This window comes from Gemella sp. (assembly GCF_057272915.1).
In genome coordinates this window covers 1-21064 of sequence record NZ_DBHIUF010000014.1, presented here as the reverse complement: position 1 = coordinate 21064, position 21064 = coordinate 1, and the positions used below count along the sequence as shown (strand labels likewise).

At 33.8% G+C, this 21064-nt stretch carries 9 protein-coding genes; all 9 read left to right on the top strand.

Annotated features, from left to right (window positions below; all coding sequences use genetic code 11):
* The first annotated feature begins 226 nt into the window (after positions 1–226).
* The 9 genes from ACO6OL_RS06410 (at position 227) to lspA (ending at position 20747) form a co-directional block, all read left to right on the top strand.
* Positions 227–11830, top strand: a complete 11604-nt coding sequence (locus tag ACO6OL_RS06410) for a mucin-binding protein (protein ID WP_485502541.1) — start codon at positions 227–229, stop codon at positions 11828–11830.
* A 313-nt stretch (positions 11831–12143) separates the two neighbouring features.
* Positions 12144–13142, top strand: coding sequence for a hypothetical protein (locus ACO6OL_RS06405; RefSeq protein WP_485502540.1), 999 nt, complete (start codon positions 12144–12146; stop codon positions 13140–13142).
* A 206-nt stretch (positions 13143–13348) separates the two neighbouring features.
* Positions 13349–14533: an acetate/propionate family kinase gene (locus ACO6OL_RS06400; protein ID WP_485502539.1), complete on the top strand. Its 1185-nt coding sequence runs from the start codon at positions 13349–13351 to the stop codon at positions 14531–14533.
* Between the two features lie 62 nt (positions 14534–14595).
* Entirely contained in the window at positions 14596–15756 is a 1161-nt protein-coding gene (locus ACO6OL_RS06395) for a CCA tRNA nucleotidyltransferase (RefSeq protein WP_485502538.1), read from the top strand.
* A gap of 28 nt (positions 15757–15784) precedes the next feature.
* The gene (locus ACO6OL_RS06390) at positions 15785–17635 is read left to right on the top strand and encodes an exonuclease domain-containing protein (protein ID WP_485502537.1); all 1851 of its coding nucleotides are present in this window, start codon (positions 15785–15787) and stop codon (positions 17633–17635) included.
* Between the two features lie 146 nt (positions 17636–17781).
* Complete coding sequence (asnS, locus tag ACO6OL_RS06385) at positions 17782–19122, top strand: asparagine--tRNA ligase (protein ID WP_485502536.1); 1341 nt, start codon at positions 17782–17784, stop codon at positions 19120–19122.
* 10 nt (positions 19123–19132) lie between these two features.
* Positions 19133–19654: a DnaD domain protein gene (locus ACO6OL_RS06380; protein WP_314160452.1), complete on the top strand. Its 522-nt coding sequence runs from the start codon at positions 19133–19135 to the stop codon at positions 19652–19654.
* Between the two features lie 27 nt (positions 19655–19681).
* Positions 19682–20278, top strand: coding sequence for an endonuclease III (nth, locus tag ACO6OL_RS06375; protein WP_485502535.1), 597 nt, complete (start codon positions 19682–19684; stop codon positions 20276–20278).
* A 13-nt stretch (positions 20279–20291) separates the two neighbouring features.
* Entirely contained in the window at positions 20292–20747 is a 456-nt protein-coding gene (gene lspA / locus ACO6OL_RS06370) for a signal peptidase II (protein WP_314160454.1), read from the top strand.
* Positions 20748–21064: the final 317 nt, after the last annotated feature.

Sequence of the window (21064 nt, the reverse complement as noted above, 5' to 3'; positions counted from 1 at the left end):
TCGAAGGGCGGTAAAGGAGATATTTATTGTAGAATATTACCTTTTAAAGCCTTAAAATATTGAAAAGTTTATGTGGAAGTGTTATAATATTTAATGGAATGCAATGTATTTTTATAAGTTTAATAATTTTTTAAAAAAAGTATAGATTTAGAAAAATTTTTAAGTATATATTAAGTAAATGTTGTAAAATATTCTAGATAAGATAGAAGAAACAAGGAGAAAGGAAATGAACAATTTGCAAAATAGAGATAAACAAACGCGATTTTCGATAAGAAAATATAGTGTCGGTGTTTTTAGTGTGTCTGTAGCGACATTGTATTTCTTAGCTGGAGGGAATGCTCTTGCAGCTGATAATAATGCACCGCGTATATCGGAAACATCAAGTGGAGCACCTGGAAATTCAACTGATCCAGAAACAACACCTAAAGAAAAAGAAAACAATGAAACTTTAGCAACTAATAATACGAAGCCAGTAGAAAATAAAGAAACCCTTAATGCGGCGCAGAGGGCAGAAGCGTCTACGTATGCTAATACTAGAGGTCGTCGTGTAAGAAGAGATACAGGAGACGCTCCTGCCGGCGGAACTTCTAATACTTCTACTGGAACTGAGACTCCAACTGGAGCTTCAACTGGAAATAACGAAGCATTAGATTCTGCTCTAACCGAACGTAAGGGGGCTACAGTACAACCAGATCAACCGGGGATAAATATACCAAAAGGAAATGAGAATGGAGCAGATGATCCAAATGCTCACTTGAGTTTCAACGATCCTGATCATACTGTTACAGTTGAAGAAATGTGGAAGATTATCCAAAATATGCCGGATGATTTCCAAAATAACGAGCGTTCATACTTGAGAAACATGGATACTCTAGGAAATGACCTTCGTTTTGATAAGACAGAAAATAACCCAGAGGGTGTACCGCTTCAACCGGGTGAAATCCGTGAAATAAATAGTTTTGGTGGTTGGCATGCTATCAACAAAGAGGGACATGCGGGTAAATTCGCCGTCGGTAAGAAAAATGATCAAGGATATTTCACTGGTTGGTATAAAGATGAAAACGGAAATCGCCAAGAAGGTGGAATGCTCGGTTCTGATGCACTTGACCGAATCTACCTTCATGAACAAGCATTAGACCGACGCTTCAAATATATGTTAATGCTTGCCAAAGGACGTACTATCGCCAATAAAGATGATATAGCACAAGATGGCTCTACGTTTAATATAGTGACAGCAAATAGTGCGGAGAATAAAGCTAACCTTGCTTCCTTACCTATAAAAGATAAGGAAGATATACTCCAACACGCACCAAATATTGAAGGTTTCAATGGGATAGAAAAAACGTTCACAGCCTTTTCGACGGCATATGGAAGTCGTTTGAAAATCGAGTTTGTAACGGGATATATCTCAGACTTTGAAGGGTCAAAAGGAACTTATCGTATCGTTGTTAAAGCTATTAAAAAGGATAAATCTGAAGAAACTGTCTATGACCACACTATCAACCGTATTGACAGTGTAGTAGAGAACGAAGAACGTTACAGCCAAGGTGTGGATTTAAGCGGGGTTAATAGAGTAATTAAAAATATTTTAAAGGATGAGTACGATAAAAAAGTCAATACTCTTGCAGATGCTAAATATAAGGAAAAATATCCGAGTGAAAGAAGAAAAGATAAAGAGAAACTAGAACCTTTAAAAGAGGAAGCAAAACAAGAACTCGTTAAAAATGGAGACGTTATATATGAGTTACCTATCGATAAGGATGAATTACGAGAAGATACAGGAAAGCGAAGAGGTAAGTTTAAAGAAAATCTTAAAATCGAAGCTAGTAGTTATGCAAAAGTAGCAAATAACCTCAATAATGTATTAAAGAAAATTAATGATGCGGAGGTAAAAAGAAACTCTCCAATATGGGATACCTCATCTGAAAAAACTTTAGAAAACCCAAATTTAGAAAAATCTAAAGACCCAGATCGTGTGTTTAAATTATTAGATTTTATATTACCAACTGCGAAAAAAATTATCTATCATGCAGATACAGACCAATTAGAACTCGTAACAGATCCAGATAAAGTAGCCAAACATCGTAAAGAGTTAAAGGATAGACTAGCAGCTAAAGAAGCAGAATTAAATACTGCTAATGAAGAGAAAAAAATTGAACTAAATAAAGAAATCTCTGCCTTAAAATCAGCCATTGGATCTACAAATGCCTATACTTACACGGAAGCAAGAAACGGTAGTAAAGAAGCGAAAATCCTTGGCTCATTCATGAAAGACAAAACAAAACCTGATAGCACTGAAGTATCAGAGGCTGAATATGGAAAATATCACACTAATGAACTTGCTGCGAATGAAAATGATGGTCTTCCAAAATTCACGCGCTATTTTGTTGAAAAAGAAAATGTTGCACGTTCAAATGTGCTAGCTGATAATAAATTATCAGAAAGAATTGCTACTGAAATCGATGGTGATCAGGATAAACTAGGTAAAGGTGGATACTTCTCAACAGGAGATATTCCATTAGGCAAAGACGTTGTATACTATAAAGTGCAAGTGTTTGCGGAAAATGAAAAACGTGTTGGTGTTAATAAACAAAGTCCAAGACTTCAATATAACTTACCTATCCTAGCCGATTTCTCAGTTATTCAAGATACGGTAGAACCGTCAAAAGAAGTAGCAAGAAGAATTATTACTAAGTTAAAAGAGCAAGGTAAGATTACTGGAGACCAAGAGAAGAAAATAAAAGAAGAAATCGACAAGAGTAAAAAGACATCTGAACTAAGAACAGCTATGTCAGGAGATGTAAAAGTTAAGTATCAAACTGTCGATGGAACTCTATTGACGCTTAAAAATACTGTAACAGGTCAAAAAGAAACTGATTTAGGTAAAAAAGATACAGACGGAACATATATTGCTCAAAAAGATCAATTATTAGGTACAGATTATGATGTAACAGGCAAAAAACTTGCTACTTTAACAACAGATGATGGTAAACGCTATAGATTGAAGAGATCATTAGATGACAATTCGGTTGAAGATGGAAGATTAAAAGATTCTGCAAGTGACACAGGAACGATAACTTCAGGAGCAAGAACAGTAACTTATGTATATGAGGAATATACACCACCTGTTACAGGTAAAGGTATCGTTCACTTCAAGAAACAAGTAACTGATAATACAACTGAAAAGTTAACAGGATATGACGATATTACGCTTGAAGGCGATGTGGGGACAGAATTTTCATCTGAATCAGTTAATGCTAAAATCACAGCACTGAAAAATGCTGGGTATGAGATTGTCAGTGATACATTTACAAATGGGGATAGAATAATTGACTCAACGGCTGATGTAGACGGACAAGACCCAAGTCAGGTGTATAATGTAATTGTAAGAGAAAAAGTGGAAACAGTAACAACTCCACCAACTCCAAATACACCGGTTGATCCAAATAATGAAGAAGGACCAAAATGGCCGGAAACAGGATTAGCAAAATCTGACTTAGAAAAAGAAGTAACAAGAACAATTAATTACTTTAAAAAAGAAACTGCAGACGGGGAAAAAATTGCAGATGCAAAACCTACAAAGGTAGACAAAGTATTATACAAACGTACTGCAACATATAACTTAGTTAGCAAAGAAGTTACTTATAGTACTTGGACAGCAACTGCAGATGATACGCACACAGCTACAAGTTTTTCATCAGTGAAAACTCCAGTATTAACTGGATACGTAGCAGATATTAAGGAAGTTACAGATGCACCAGCAGCGCCAACTGCAAACGGCGAAGTAACGAATATGACTAGAGAAGTTGTATACACTAAGTTAGGTTCATGGGTACCGAAAATACCAGGAAAAACTCCAATACCAATTCCATATCCAAATGATCCAAACGATGCAACAAAACCTAAATATCCAGATTATCCAAAAACACCGGAAAATCCAGGAGAAACACCAAACCCTCAACCTGAGAATCCAGACGGGGGAACTCCTGAAAAACCAAAAACTCCAGAATTACCGGTAATTCCATACGAACCAGGGTACACACCGGGAATACCAACAGATCCAACACAACCAGTGGATCCTAAGACAAATCCGCTAGTACCATTAACACCGGTAGATCCAAAAGATCCTAAAAAAGGATACAAGGTTCCAGAAATTCCAACAACACCAGGTAAGGATACGCCAATTACGTACGTGGCAGATCCGCAAAAAGCATTGGTGAAAGTAGTTAATGTTAAAGGTGAGGGTGATAAGAAAACAGAAACACCATTAACAGATGATTATGTAAATATCAATGGTAAAACTGGAGAAGAAATCCCAGATGACTCGGTAACAGCTAAGATTGCAGATTTAGAAAAACGCGGATATGTAGTTGATAATAAGCAAGATGTACTAACAGCAATTGGTAAAAATCCATTTGACAAAGATAAGGACACAGATGGAGAAGATCCGACACAAACATTTACGTTAAAAGTACATGAAAAACTAGTACCAGTAACACCGCCAACTGATGATAATCCACTTAAACCTGGAAAACCAATTGATCCAGACGCACCAGTAGATCCAAAAAATCCAAATGATCCACTAATTCCAACATGGACAGAGGACTTAATTAAGAAAGTTAAGAATGCGGAAACTACAAAAGAAGTAACACGTACAATCAATTATGTGGACGAGGCAGGTAATAAGGTAACATACACAGCTAATGGTAATGAAACTACTGAACCGAAAACGGATAAAGTAACATTTACAAGAGAAGCTAAAATCAATGTAGTAACGAAAGAGATTACTTACGGAGAATGGACAGCTAAAGATAATGACACAACGTTTGAGGCTGTACCATCACCAGTGGTTAAAGGATATATCTTAAAAGCTAATCAAGATACGCAAAATGGGTTGGTATCAACAGATGGAACAAGTGTAGTAGCAAGTACAAACTTAACAGCAACTTCTGAAAATCAAAATGTGAATGTTGTCTATACGAAGTTAGGATCATGGACATTAACACCACCAACAGGTGTAACACCACCAGAAGGAAGTAACTTTGGACCAAAACCATATCCAAACCATCCAACAGATCCAACTAAGCCTGGAGATCCAACGGACCCTAATACACCAAATGTACCAGTGATTCCATATGTACCAGGATATACACCGAAGATTGGTGAAACACCGTTACAACCGAAAGTGCCAAATGATCCAACACAAGGATATATTCCACCAGCGGTACCAACAGAACCTGGAACAAACACAGATATTACGTATGTGGCAGATCCACAAAAAGCAGTGGTGAAAGTATTTAATACAACAACAGGAACAGAGGTAGAAATACCAGAAGAGAAAGTAAGTATTGATAACGGAACAACAGATTCAGCAATTCCAACTGACTCAGTAACAGCTAAGATTGCAGACTTAGAAAAACGTGGATATGTAGTTGAAAATAAAGACTTATTAAATAATCAAAAATTTGATAAAGAAAAAGATCCAACAGATGGAGATCCAACACAAGTATTCAAATTACTTGTTAAGGAACGTACAGTAACAGTAACAGAGCCGAAAAATCCAAATGATCCAGTTGATCCAGATAAACCAGAAGGACCAAAATGGCCAGAAACTGGATTAGCAAAATCTGACTTAGAAAAAGAAGTAACAAGAACAATTACTTACGTTAAGAAAGAAACTGCGGATGGACCAGAAATAGCGGATGCGAAACCAACTAAGAAACAAACAGCGCACTTCAAACGTAGTGCAACATACAACTTAGTAACAAAAGTAGTAACGCCAGGAAATTGGGAAAGTGCGGATAAAGAATTAGCAAAAGTAGACACACCTGAATTAACAGGCTATGTAGCAGACAAAGCTTCAGTAGATAAAGTGGAAACAAATGCAGATTCGACAGGATTAGATCAAAAAGTAGTTTATACTAAACTAGGAAGTTGGGTACCAAGATTACCAGAAGGTGTAACACCACCGACAGGAACAGATATGACACCAAAACCATATCCAAACAATCCGACAGATCCAACTAAGCCTGGAGATCCAACGGACCCTAATACACCAAATGTACCAGTGATTCCATATGTACCAGGATATACACCGAAGATTGGTGAAACACCGTTACAACCGAAAGTGCCAAATGATCCAACACAAGGATATATTCCACCAGCGGTACCAACAGAACCTGGAACAAACACAGATATTACGTATGTGGCAGATCCACAAAAAGCAGTGGTGAAAGTATTTAATACAACAACAGGAACAGAGGTAGAAATACCAGAAGAGAAAGTAAGTATTGATAACGGAACAACAGATTCAGCAATTCCAACTGACTCAGTAACAGCTAAGATTGCAGACTTAGAAAAACGTGGATATGTAGTTGAAAATAAAGACTTATTAAATAATCAAAAATTTGATAAAGAAAAAGATCCAACAGATGGAGATCCAACACAAGTATTCAAATTACTTGTTAAGGAACGTACAGTAACAGTAACAGAGCCGAAAAATCCAAATGATCCAGTTGATCCAGATAAACCAGAAGGACCAAAATGGCCAGAAACTGGATTAGCAAAATCTGACTTAGAAAAAGAAGTAACAAGAACAATTACTTACGTTAAGAAAGAAACTGCGGATGGACCAGAAATAGCGGATGCGAAACCAACTAAGAAACAAACAGCGCACTTCAAACGTAGTGCAACATACAACTTAGTAACAAAAGTAGTAACGCCAGGAAATTGGGAAAGTGTGGATAAAGAATTAGCAAAAGTAGACACACCTACATTAACAGGCTATGTAGCAGACAAAGCTTCAGTAGAAGAAGTAGAAACTAATGTAAATTCAACTAATTTAGATCGTAAAGTAGTTTATACTAAGTTAGGATCATGGGTACCAAAAGTGCCAGGTGTAGAAACACCAACGCCACTACCATATCCAAATCATCCAACAGATCCAACGAAACCTGGAGATCCAACGGATCCTAATACACCAAATGTACCAGTGATTCCATATGTACCAGGATATACACCGAAGATTGGTGAAACACCGTTACAACCGAAAGTGCCAAATGATCCAACACAAGGATATATTCCACCAGCGGTACCAACAGAACCTGGAACAAACACAGATATTACGTATGTGGCAGATCCACAAAAAGCAGTGGTGAAAGTATTTAATACAACAACAGGAACAGAGGTAGAAATACCAGAAGAGAAAGTAAGTATTGATAACGGAACAACAGATTCAGCAATTCCAACTGACTCAGTAACAGCTAAGATTGCAGACTTAGAAAAACGTGGATATGTAGTTGAAAATAAAGACTTATTAAATAATCAAAAATTTGATAAAGAAAAAGATCCAACAGATGGAGATCCAACACAAGTATTCAAATTACTTGTTAAGGAACGTACAGTAACAGTAACAGAGCCGAAAAATCCAAATGATCCAGTTGATCCAGATAAACCAGAAGGACCAAAATGGCCAGAAACTGGATTAGCAAAATCTGACTTAGAAAAAGAAGTAACAAGAACAATTACTTACGTTAAGAAAGAAACTGCGGATGGACCAGAAATAGCGGATGCGAAACCAACTAAGAAACAAACAGCGCACTTCAAACGTAGTGCAACATACAACTTAGTAACAAAAGTAGTAACGCCAGGAAATTGGGAAAGTGCGGATAAAGAATTAGCAAAAGTAGACACACCTGAATTAACAGGCTATGTAGCAGACAAAGCTTCAGTAGATAAAGTGGAAACAAATGCAGATTCGACAGGATTAGATCAAAAAGTAGTTTATACTAAACTAGGAAGTTGGGTACCAAGATTACCAGAAGGTGTAACACCACCGACAGGAACAGATATGACACCAAAACCATATCCAAACAATCCAACAGATCCAACTAAGCCTGGAGATCCAACGGATCCAAATACACCAAATGTACCAGTGATTCCATATGTACCAGGATATACACCTGGAATACCAACAGATCCAACAAAACCAGTGGATCCTAATACAAATCCGCTAGTACCATTAACACCTGTAGATCCAGAACATCCAGAAAATGGATACAAAGTACCGCCGGTACCAACAACACCAGGTGAGAATACACCGATTACGTATGAAAAAGTGCCAGATAAACCAAAACCAGAAACAACTGGTACAAAAGAAGTGACACGTACAATCAAATACGTGGATGAAAAAGGTAATGAATTAGCTAAACCATCTACAGATAAGGTTACATTTAAGGGCAATGGTAGTGACTGGAAAGCAGTTGATGGAGATAGTACATTTGATGCGGTGAAATCACCAGTAGTTAAAGGTTATATCTTAAAAGACCCAACTCAAAAAGTAGTTGAAAAAGAAACAGTTAAGTCAGATGCAAAAGATGAAACAATTACTGTTACTTACACTAAAGTAGGTTCATTCGTACCGAAAGTGCCAGAAGGAGTAACACCAAAAACTCCTCTAACACCAACACCGTATGACAACGATCCAGAAGATCCAACTAAAGTGGTAACACCAAATCCAGAAAAACCACAAGATCCAAAAGATCCGAATAGTCCGAAAGTACCAGTGATTCCACAAGTACCAGGACATACTCCGGTAGTACCAAAAGACCCAACAAAACCAGTGAGTCCAGAAAACCCACTAGTACCGTTAATACCGGTGGATCCAAACCATCCAGAAAAAGGATATAATGTACCACCAGTGCCAACAATACCAGGTCAAGATACACCAATTACGTATGTAAAAGACGGACAACAAAAAGCAATCACAAGCTTCGTAGATCCAAAAGGAAATGTGTTAGAAACACCAATCACAGAAACAGGTGACTCAAATACACCATTAACAAAAGACGGTGAAATCAAAGCAACAATTGCGAAATTAAAACTAAAAGGATATGATGTTGAAACTAACACTTATCCACCTAAAGGTACTTTTGATAACGATCCTAAGGTTGATCAATACTTCAAGGTGACATTAACACCACGTGTTAAACCAGTGAAACCATTTGATCCAACAAATCCGAAAGATCCAAATAAACCAGTACCAGGACAACCAATCGATCCAGATACACCAGTAGATCCAAATAATCCAAATGATCCAACAATTCCAAGATGGACAGAGGACTTAATCAACAAACTAGAAACTACAAAACAAGTAACACGTACAATTAATTATGTTGATGAAGAAGGAAACAAAGTTTCTGAACAATCAACTGACAAAGTTACATTCACACGTGAAGCTAAGATTAACGTAGTAACAGGTGAGATTACTTATGGAGACTGGAAAGCAGTTGGAGGAGATAGTACATTTGATAAAGTATCATCGCCAGTAGTTAAAGGTTACATCCTTAAAGACCCAGCTCAAAAAGAAGTAGCTGAAAGAAAAGGAATAGCACCAACTGTTGCAAATCAAACGATTGAAGTGGTTTACAAGAAACTTGGTTCATGGATACCAAGAATTCCAGACGGTGTAACACCACCAACAGGAACAGATATGACACCAAAACCATATCCAAATAATCCAACAGATCCAACAAAACCAGGAACACCGACAGAAACAGTTCCTTATGTACCAGGACATACTCCGATAGTACCTAAAGACCCAACAAAACCAGTGAGTCCAGAAAATCCACTAGTACCGTTAACACCGGTGGATCCAAACCATCCAGAAAAAGGATATAACGTACCACCAGTGCCAACAATACCAGGTCAAGATACACCAATCGAGTATGTTAAAGACGGACAACAAAAAGCAATCACAAGCTTCGTAGATCCAAAAGGAAATGTATTAGAAACACCAATCACAGAAACAGGAGATTCAAATACACCATTAACAAAAGACGGTGAAGTAGAAGCAACAATTGCGAAATTAAAACTAAAAGGATATGATGTTGAAACTAACACTTATCCACCTAAAGGTACTTTTGATAACGATCCTAAGGTTGATCAATACTTCAAGGTGACATTAACACCACGTGTTAAACCAGTGAAACCATTTGATCCAACAAATCCGAAAGATCCAAATAAACCAGTACCAGGACAACCAATCGATCCAGATACACCAGTAGATCCAAATAATCCAAATGATCCAACAATTCCAAGATGGACAGAGGACTTAATCAACAAACTAGAAACTACAAAACAAGTAACACGTACAATTAATTATGTTGATGAAGAAGGAAACAAAGTTTCTGAACAATCAACTGACAAAGTTACATTCACACGTGAAGCTAAGATTAACGTAGTAACAGGTGAGATTACTTATGGAGACTGGAAAGCAGTTGGAGGAGATAGTACATTTGATAAAGTATCATCGCCAGTAGTTAAAGGTTACATCCTTAAAGACCCAGCTCAAAAAGAAGTAGCTGAAAGAAAAGGAATAGCACCAACTGTTGCAAATCAAACGATTGAAGTGGTTTACAAGAAACTTGGTTCATGGATACCAAGAATTCCAGACGGTGTAACACCACCAACAGGAACAGATATGACACCAAAACCATATCCAAATAATCCAACAGATCCAACAAAACCAGGAACACCGACAGAAACAGTTCCTTATGTACCAGGACATACTCCGATAGTACCTAAAGACCCAACAAAACCAGTGAGTCCAGAAAACCCACTAGTACCGTTAACTCCAGTAGATCCAAAAGACCCAACGAAAGGTTATAACATTCCACCGGTACCAGAGAATCCAAGTCTGGATATTCCAATCGAGTATGTTAAAGACGGACAACAAAGAGCGATTGTAAACTTCGTAGATGAAAACGGAAATTCAGTAGCTGCGTCTATTTTACAAACTGGTAATGCAGGAGATAAATTCACGAAAGATGCATTAGTTAAATCTACAATTTCTGAATTGCAATCTAAAGGATATGAAGTTAAAACAAATGACTATCCTAGAGAGGGTACAGGAGTATTTGATAATGATAGTAAAGTAGATCAAATCTTCACTGTAACAGTTCGTAAGATTGAAGTTCTTCCACCGACACCAAGAGTTGTGGAACGTCCAGGAGGAAATACTGTAGTAGAAGTTGGCGTGCCGAATAAGGATGCAGATACGTTGAACATCTGGTATACAAAACGAAATAATCCAAATGCTCCAAGAGAAGAGATTGTTACTAAGAAAGACAAAGATGGAACATGGAAAATTGAAAAAGCTCCAGAAGGAGTTACAGTTAATCCAAGTACCGGAATAGTTTCTATCCCAGGTAATAAAATTCAACCGAAGACATGGATTGATACTCAAACGAAACATGAAACTAAGCTTAGTAAGATTGTATCAGTAATGCCGAATATTCATGACTTAAAAGAATTTGTAGGAACAACAGAATGGATTCATGTTGAAGGTAAAGTCTTGAAACCAAGCGAAGAGGGGATTCATGAAAAAGGAAGATTTGATAATCTTGTTTGGTTAGTAACTATCCTTGAAGGTGATAAGATTACACATATTTTCGGACCAGGAACACCAACGGTTGACAAACCTGAGTACAAAGTTACAGTATGGTTTGATGAAAATGGAAATCCAATTAAACCGGACAAACCTGGCACTCATGAATCAGGTAAAATTCCTGGATATAGATTTATTACGACTACAACGAAAGATGGTGTTACTGTTCATAAATTTGAAAAAATAACACCAGTAGCGCCTAATAAACCTACACCAGGCTCACCAACAATTCCTAATGTTGTACCTGGTAAGATAACTGAAAAACAACAAGTTAAACGACTTGCAAATACAGGAGCAACAGAGACTAATACAGGACTAGCAGGGCTAGGATTAGCAATGGTAGGAATGGCATTAGCAGCGATTAAACGTCGTAAAGATAAATAACACTGAAAGAGAAGCAAAATTTGCTTCTCTTTTGGGTTGTATACTAAATCCGGGGCATGGAAAAATTCCAGCCCCGGATTTCAATTTTTATATACAAAAAGTCAAATATCCAATATAATTAAGGTGTAAAAAAATAATTAACTAAGAAAGGATAGTAAGCGTCCAATAACGAGGTATCTATCTTCTGAACATAACTTCCTTTATAATAAAAACATAAAAGAAGAAATGGATAATATTTTAATAGAAAATGAAAGTGATTTGTGTTAATATTATTATATATAGAAACATTTTAGGAAGATACAGGGATATTTATATGGATAAAAATAATAACAATCAAAAGTACTATAATCAAAATAATGAGTATAATAATGATTATCAAGTTGAACAATATCAGGATATGAATTATCATAATGATAATATTAACTATGCTAACGGCAATTATGAACAAGATAATTGGAATTATAATAATTATCCTAATCAAAATACAAATGAAAATTATCAAAATTATAATTATGAAAATGCACAGTATCAGCCGAATAACCAAGAATACTATAATCAAAATTATAATAATCAAGAATTTGAATATGAAGAGTATAAAGAACCTAAGAAAAAAACAGGATTAATATTTCTTGTTAGTTTCTTGATAATAGGATTATTAGCGATATCTGGTTACTTTGGTTATACAAAGTATTATTTAAATAGCAAAGCGATAGTAGATTTAAGTCAATATGAAATTGAATTTAAACCTTATGGTGTTGATGGAGATGGAACTGCTTCGGCTGATATTAAGAAAATCCCGACAGTTAAATCTGACGACCCAACTGTTGCGAAATTTTTACAAGAGCCGAGTATTACATATAGCAAAACCAATAATTTACGAAATGGTGAAAAAGTTGAGGTAACTATAAGTTTGAGTAAGGCGTCAGCTGAAGCTAAGAAACTTGAATTAAAAGGTGAGTTTAAACGTTCGTATACTGTAAGAGGTCTAAATGAAAAATCAAAAGATAGTACTAGAAATAGCACATCTTCTAACAGTATTATTTTGAGGGAGAATGGTTCTGTGAATACTAAAGAACTTAATGACACTCAGGTAGGTGATTGGGCTCGTGCTATGTACATAAGGGATTATTCTAGAAGTTCATCAAATTCTGATTTTTCATATGATGTTTGGTTAGGTAGTGATCATCTAGCGTATGTTAATTTGAAACGCAATGGAGATATAGTAGGGAAATATAGAGTTAATGCTCGTGGTCAATTAGAACATAGCGAACATGGAAGTTGGTATGTCGTAAGCAATACTTTTACCTCATAAAGATGTAGTGACTAAAATATTTTTATATTAGATAAAAAAATATTAAAACTTAAAAAACTGATAACTAAAATATAGATAACGTATTCTAGTTATTAGTTTTTTTGTAAATTTTTTTATAAAAATTTTTAAATACCTCTTGTAATTAATAATAAATAATGAGATAATATTACATATAATGCAAATAGATTAAGAGGAGATTTATACTTATGACAAAGATTCTAGCTATTAACTCAGGGAGTTCATCTTTAAAATTCCAATTGTTTGAAATGCCTGAAGAAAAAGTTATTACAAAAGGATTAGTTGAAAGAATCGGTATTGAAAACAGTGTATTCACTATTGAGTTCAACGGAGAAAAAAATAAAGAAACATTAGATATTCCTAACCACGATGTAGCGATTGAAATGTTACTTGAGAAATTAACTAAATTAGGTATAGTTAAAGATGTAAAAGAAATCGAAGGTGTTGGACACCGTGTTGTTCATGGTGGAGAATTCTACGATGCTTCTGTTTTAGTAAATGATGAAGAATTAGCTAAAGTTGATTCTATCGAAGATTTAGCACCTTTACACAACCCAGCGAATATTAAAGGTGTTCGTTCATTCCAAAAAGAATTACCAGGAGTACCTAACGTATTAACATTTGATACAGCATTCCACCAAAGTATGCCTAAATCTACATACATGTATGCAGTACCAAGAGAATTCTATGAAAAATACGGAGTTCGTAAATATGGGGCTCACGGAACTAGTCATAGATACATTGGAGAAAAAGTTGCTGAGATTTTAGGAAAAGATCCTAAAGAATTAAAAACTATTTCTTGTCACATTGGTAACGGTGCTTCAATTTGTGCAATCAAAAATGGTAAATCATTCGATACTTCAATGGGATTCACTCCACTATCAGGTTTAGTAATGGGTACAAGAACTGGTGATATCGATCCAGCTACTATCCCTTACATCGCTCAAAAAACTGGATTATCTCTTGAAGAAATCGTTCGTATTTTCAACTTTGAATCAGGATTAAAAGGTGTATCTGCACTATCTTCTGACTTACGTGATGTTGAGGATGCAAGAGATACAAACCCTCATGCTGCCGAAGCGATTGATGTATACATCAACAGAATTAAAGAGTACGTTGGAGCATATGCTGCAGCTATGAATGGAGTAGATGCTATCGTATTCACAGCGGGTGTTGGTGAAAATGCTACATGGGTTCGTGAAGAAGTATTAGAAGGATTAACTTTCCTAGGTGTACAAATCGATAAAGAGAAAAATAACGTACGTGGAAAAGTTGCAGAAATCTCAACAGCAGATTCTAAAGTTAAAGCATTCGTAATTCCTACTGATGAAGAAGTTATGATTGCTAGAGATACTTATAACTTATCTAAATAATATATAAGATTACAAGGGCTGGGGTTTTTCTCTCCAGTCCTTTAATAATTTGAAAGGACAGTATGGTTATAGATAACTTTAGGGATAAATTTAAAGGAGCTATTGATATCTTAAAGATATTTAATAGAAACGGCTATGAGGCGTACTTTGTTGGAGGTTGTGTTAGGGATTATTTGCTTGGTGAAGAGTTTTCTGATATTGATATAACGACAAATGCACTCCCGGAAGAAGTAAAAAAAATATTTCGAAAAAGTATTGATACAGGGATCCAACATGGAACGGTTACCATTTTAGTAAATGGCGAAGGTTATGAAGTGACTACTTTTAGAACTGAAGATGAGTATACAAATCATCGTGCGCCGGAGAAAGTTGAATTCGTTAGTAATTTAAGAGAAGATCTTGATAGACGAGATTTCACGATAAATGCGATGGCATTAGATTCTAATGGTAAATTATATGACTATCATAAAGGAGAAAGTGATTTAACTTGCAAAGTTATAAAAACAGTAAATAATCCTAATGATAGATTTTATGAAGATGCTTTGAGGATGTTGAGAGCCTTTCGTTTTTCATCGAAATTAGGGTTTGAGATAGAGAAGGATACTTTAGAAGCTATTAAGAAAAATGCAGAACTTATAAAATTCGTTTCTATTGAGCGTATAGTAAATGAATTCAAGAAACTTCTCAGTGGAAAAGGTAATTTGAGAAGTTTGGAATTGTTATTGGATAGCAAGCTTAATACTTATATTCCTTTTCTAGAAGAAATCGAGATTATCCAAGATTTTTCAAAATATTCATTTTGTCAAAGTTTGTATATTTTATCTAAGATTAATGATATTTCGTTTGATATTTTAAAAGAGTTAAAATTATCTAATAAAGAAGTAAAATTAATTAAAGAATTTGATAAAATTAATACGGATTTTGTAAGAAAAATACCATTAGAATTAATATTGTATAAATATAATTTTGAAGATGTTGTTTTTATTGCTGAATATTTTTCTTATAATAATAGGAATAATATTGAGAATTGCAAACTAACTATCAATTCGTTTGATGAGGTTGATATTACATCTCAAGAAATTATAAGCACTATTGGAGAAAAACCAGGACCGTGGATAAAATCTGTAGTTTCTGAATTAGAACATGAAATATTACTAAATAGATTAGACAATAATCGTAAAGATATACTAGATTTTTTATCCAAAATAAGAGATAATAAATAGATAATAAGAAAGTGGGGTGAGAGAATTTATGAATAGATTATTTTGTGTAGTTGATATAGAATTAACTGATGATAAGGAAATTATTCAATTTGCAGCGACAAAGCTTGATGAAAGTTTCAATGAAATATCTTCAGTAAATTACTATATTCAACCCAAAAAGCAAGTTTCTGCTTTTGTGACTGAATTGACTGGAATAAGTAATGAGATGCTAAAAGATAAAAAGTACTTTGAAGAAGTAGCTCGAGAATTATATGAATTTATAAAAGATGATATTCTTGTGTGTCATGGCTTACCGTCAGACTACGTTATATTAAAGAAAAGGTTTCATGATGTAGGGATTTGCTATAAGGCTAAGTTGGCTTTAGATACTGTTGAGTTATCTAGACTTTTTATGCCGTCACAGGTAAGTTATAGACTGTCTGATTTATCAAATTCTCTTACCCTTTATTCGGGAGATAAATATCACAATGCTGCAGTGGATGTAAATGTAACGGTTAAACTTTTAAAAGAGATTGCGATTAAAATAGCTAGCATAAACGAAAATAATTATAAACAAATCGAAAGTCTTTTAGAGAAAATCGATATTAGCATGTATAAATTTGCTAAATTTTGTAGAAAAAATGTTACTGGTAGAAAACATATGCCTGATGAATTTATAAGCTTTCAAGGTGTTAATTTTAGGAAAGTTTTTTATCCGACTAAATCTACTAATCATAGGGAAAAATATATTTTATTTTCATCAATTGATGCGGAGGAGTATGTTAGAAAATTTAAAATATCTGATTTTGTTATTTTAAAGAAAAAAACTTCGTACATACCATTAAATGTTTTTTCACTTTTTCCTAAAAAAGAGGATTTAAATTTAGATAAATTGCTGATTAAATTATACGTCTGGATTTTAGAAACTAAAACTGGGGATTTCTCGGAGCTGAATTTGCTTTATTTAGAAAAAATGTATATTGACGGAATAAAAAAAGGTGTTTCTATTAGTTCAAAATCATATTATTTTGATGAAAAGAATAAGGCTGCTCAGAGTTGCAAGAATATTGTTACAAATTATGAATCTATAGAATATTTAATAGAAAGTGATATGTTTAAAAATCATACATTTATTTTTGAACATAAGAAAATTCTAGGGCGTGAGTTAGATTCTATAAATACTAAAGATTATTTTTATAAAAATGTCATTACTGAGCTTAATGTTGCTATTTCTAAAGATTTGAAGAATAAAGACATAAAAGGTTTAAGAAATAATATTGATGGTCTAGTGAAATTTTTACATGAAATGTATATTTCAGAAAGTTTGTTTTTATATAATGATAGTTTGAGTTTTATATTGCAGGATGTTGATGCTATTATAGTAGATATGAAACAGTATAGGGAACAACTACCAATTTCATATAAATTTATGAGGAAATTAAGAAATGTATTGACAAATTCTAAAAATACATATAAGTTTGTTCTTCTTGATCAAGATAATAGTTTAAAACTTACAGTAGTAGATGATAAGAAAGTTAAAGCGTTAATTAATGTTATACATTCAAAAAAACATAAATATTTGAATTTAAAATCAAAAGCAAGATATATATATTGTAATGGTGATGAGGAATGGCTTAACGCTAAAAATACTGGTTCAGTTTTATATGTTTATGAAAGTAATAAATCTAAAGATTTGTACTTTAGTAAACGCGAGAAAAAAAGTTATATAAAATTTTTCAATTTTTCTATTAAAGATAATTTTAACGACTTATATAGCGAGGTTGTCAAGAATAATCGCTTAGCTTGTAGATGTTATGCTACAAAAGATATTTTAGAATATAGGTATTATTTGAAAGATTTATTTGAGTGTATTGTTGTTTTTCGAGGGTTAGAACATTAGGATAAATTTCCAAAGTAAGTTCTATTAAAAAATCAAAGTGGAAGCTCCCTTGGGAAAAGGTTAGAACATTAGTTAATAAAAATCAAAACACATAATTAAAAAAATAGTAATTTTATGATATAATATAAATAGTTTTTTATATAACTATGAATATTTTAAATTTTGAATATAATATTAATAAAATTAGGAGGGACTTCAAGTTGAACATTAATAATTTAAAAGAACAACTAGGTCAAAAAGTAACTCTTGGTGCATGGATTGCGAACAAGAGAAGTAGTGGTAAAATTGCATTTTTCCAACTAAGATATGGAGCTGGCTTTATTCAAGCTATTGCTTTAAAAGAAGCTTTAGGGGAAGAAAGATATCAACAATTACGCCACTTACCACAAGAAACTTCATTAAAAGTAACTGGATTAATTAAAGAGAATGAAAGAGAACTTTCTGGAATCGAATTAGAGATTGAAGACTTTGAAGTAATCTCTGAAGCAATTGATTATCCAATTACGCCAAAAGAGCACGGGGTAGAATTTTTAGCGGATAATCGCCATATCTGGATTCGTTCTAAAAAACAACATGCTATTTTAACTATTAGAAATCAAATTATCAAGTCTACATATGATTTCTTCGAAAAAGAAGGGTTCTTAAAAACAGATCCACCAATCTTAACTTCATCTGCACCAGAAGGAACTACAGAATTATTTAATACTAAATATTTTGATGAAGAAGCATATCTTTCTCAATCTGGACAACTTTATCTAGAAGCTACTGCAATGGCATTTGGGAAAGTATTCTCATTTGGACCTACTTTTAGAGCTGAAAAATCTAAAACTCGTCGTCACTTAATCGAGTTCTGGATGATTGAAGCTGAGATGGCATTCTGTAATCATGATGAAAGTTTAGCACTGCAAGAAGCATTTGTTAACCACCTATTAACTGATGTATTAGAAAAATGTCAGGAACAACTTAAAGTTCTTGGTCGTGATTTGGAAGCTTTAGAAAAAGCGAGAGGGGAATTCCCACGTATTAAATATAAAGATGCTATCCAATTATTAAAAGATAATGGATTTGATGATATTGAATACGGTGATGACTTCGGATCACCTCACGAAACATTTATCGCAAACAGCTACAATAAACCAGTATTTATTACACACTGGCCATTAGATATTAAACCTTTCTACATGATTGAAGATCCGAATGAACCTGGTGTAGTGCTATGTGCTGACTTAATTGCTCCAGAAGGATATGGTGAAATTATCGGTGGTTCTCAACGTATTGACGACTACGATAAATTATTAGAAAATATTAAGAAACATGATTTAAATCTTGATGCTTATGGTTGGTATTTAGATTTACGTAAATATGGTTCTGTTGCACATGCTGGATTTGGATTAGGTTTAGAGCGAACTGTTGCTTGGATTACTGGTAATGGACATGTTCGTGAAACTGCTCCATTCCCACGTTTATTAAACAGATTAACACCATAGGAGTTTTAAAATGATCAATATCAATATAAAAGGTCTTTTAGTTGATGCTGATTTTTTAATGAATTATACTTCTCATAACTTATCTGGAGAGGAAGCTATGTTTCTTCTTCAGATAAGTTATTTGACAAACCAAGGGAAAATACCTTTTTCAATAGACTTATTTAAAAATAAGATGAATATATCTGAAAATGAGATTTTTTCTATGCTTGATAATTTAATTAATAAAGGAAGCATAGTTATATCACCTGAAAGCAAAATTAAATTTAGTATCTTTGATAATAAAGATGCGTATTATACATTACGTGAGTTGTTAAAATTAGTAGAGCGTGTTACTGGAAGAATATTAACTTCTAAAGAGATTGATATCGTAACTTCTTGGTTCGAAAAACAATATACAAAAGTACAGATAGATGAGGCTTTAACTTTGTCTAAGAATATTAATTATGTTAATGGCATTTTAAATAACAAGCTTACTAAAGAAGTAAAAACAGAAAGTGGAAGTAGTTTGGGTTATGACTGGTTTAACAAATAGACAAAAAAAGATAAGAGCAAAAAAATCATGGAATATTTGGATAAAATATTTCCTGATGTAGAGTGTGAACTTAATTTTTCTAATAATTTGGAGTTGGTTATTGCTGTTCTCTTATCAGCTCAATGTAAAGATGAATACGTAAATAGAGCTACAGTGGGATTATTTGAACATTATAAGACAATAGATGATTATGCCGATGCTAAGGTAGAAGATATTGAAAAATATATCCGTACATTAGGTCTTTATAAGGCAAAATCGAAAAATATAGTTGGAATGGCTAATATGCTAAGGGATGTTTATGGTTATAAAATTCCGCAGACTAGAGAAGAGTTAGAAAAGCTACCTGGTGTAGGAAGAAAGACTGCTAATGTTGTTCTTTCAGTTGGATTTAATATCCCTGCTATTGCTGTTGATACACATGTTGAACGTGTAGCGAAAATGTTTGGATTAGCTGAATTAACGGATACTCCGCTTCAGGTAGAAAAAGCATTAATGTCGATTTTTCCTATGGAAAGCTGGGGAAAGATACATCACCAACTTATTCATTTAGGTCGTTATAAACTGCCGGCAAGAGGTGAGCGAACTATTGACCCAGAATTAGAAAAATTATTAGTATTGAAATAAGAGGAGAAAGAATATGTTAATTATATTTATATTGGCGTGTTTTCTAATATTGCTAGATCAACTTAGTAAAAATTTCATAGTTAATCATTTCGCATTAGGAGAAAGTAAGAAAGTTATAGAAAATTTCTTCAGTATTTCTTCTCATAGGAATAGAGGTGCTGCATGGGGAATTTTACAAGACAGTCGTCTGTTTTTCTTAGTCGTTACGATTATTTTTATTGCGATTTTAACTTACTATTTATTTAAACAAAAAAATTCTTTATCTAATTTTGATAAAGGGACTTTTGCCTTAATATATGGTGGAGCAATTGGTAATTTTATTGACAGATTAACTAGACATGAGGTAGTTGATTTTCTTGATTTTAGAATTTTCGGATATGATTTTCCTATATTTAATTTAGCGGATTGTTTTATTTGTGTAGGGGTAGTATTTTTACTATTTAAGATTTATAAAGAAGAAGAGAAATAATAATAGAGAGCGGACTTTTTAGGTCATGCTCTCATTTTTAAATTACACTAGTAAAGAAGATATGAATATCTAATGGGGAAGATTCAAAAGTCCTAAAATTTAACAAAGTGTATATGAAAACTCATAGACGCAGTGGTTTATTGATATCTAAATTCGCTTTGTAAAAGCTTTTTAGATATCTAATAAACTGTGCAGGGGGTGACTCAAAATCTTGTTTCTTAAGAAATCATGATTTTTGAGTCACATCCTATGAAACAGCAGGATGTTAGGTTATAATACATATGTGACAAAAAATAAAAAATAAAAGAGAACCTGTG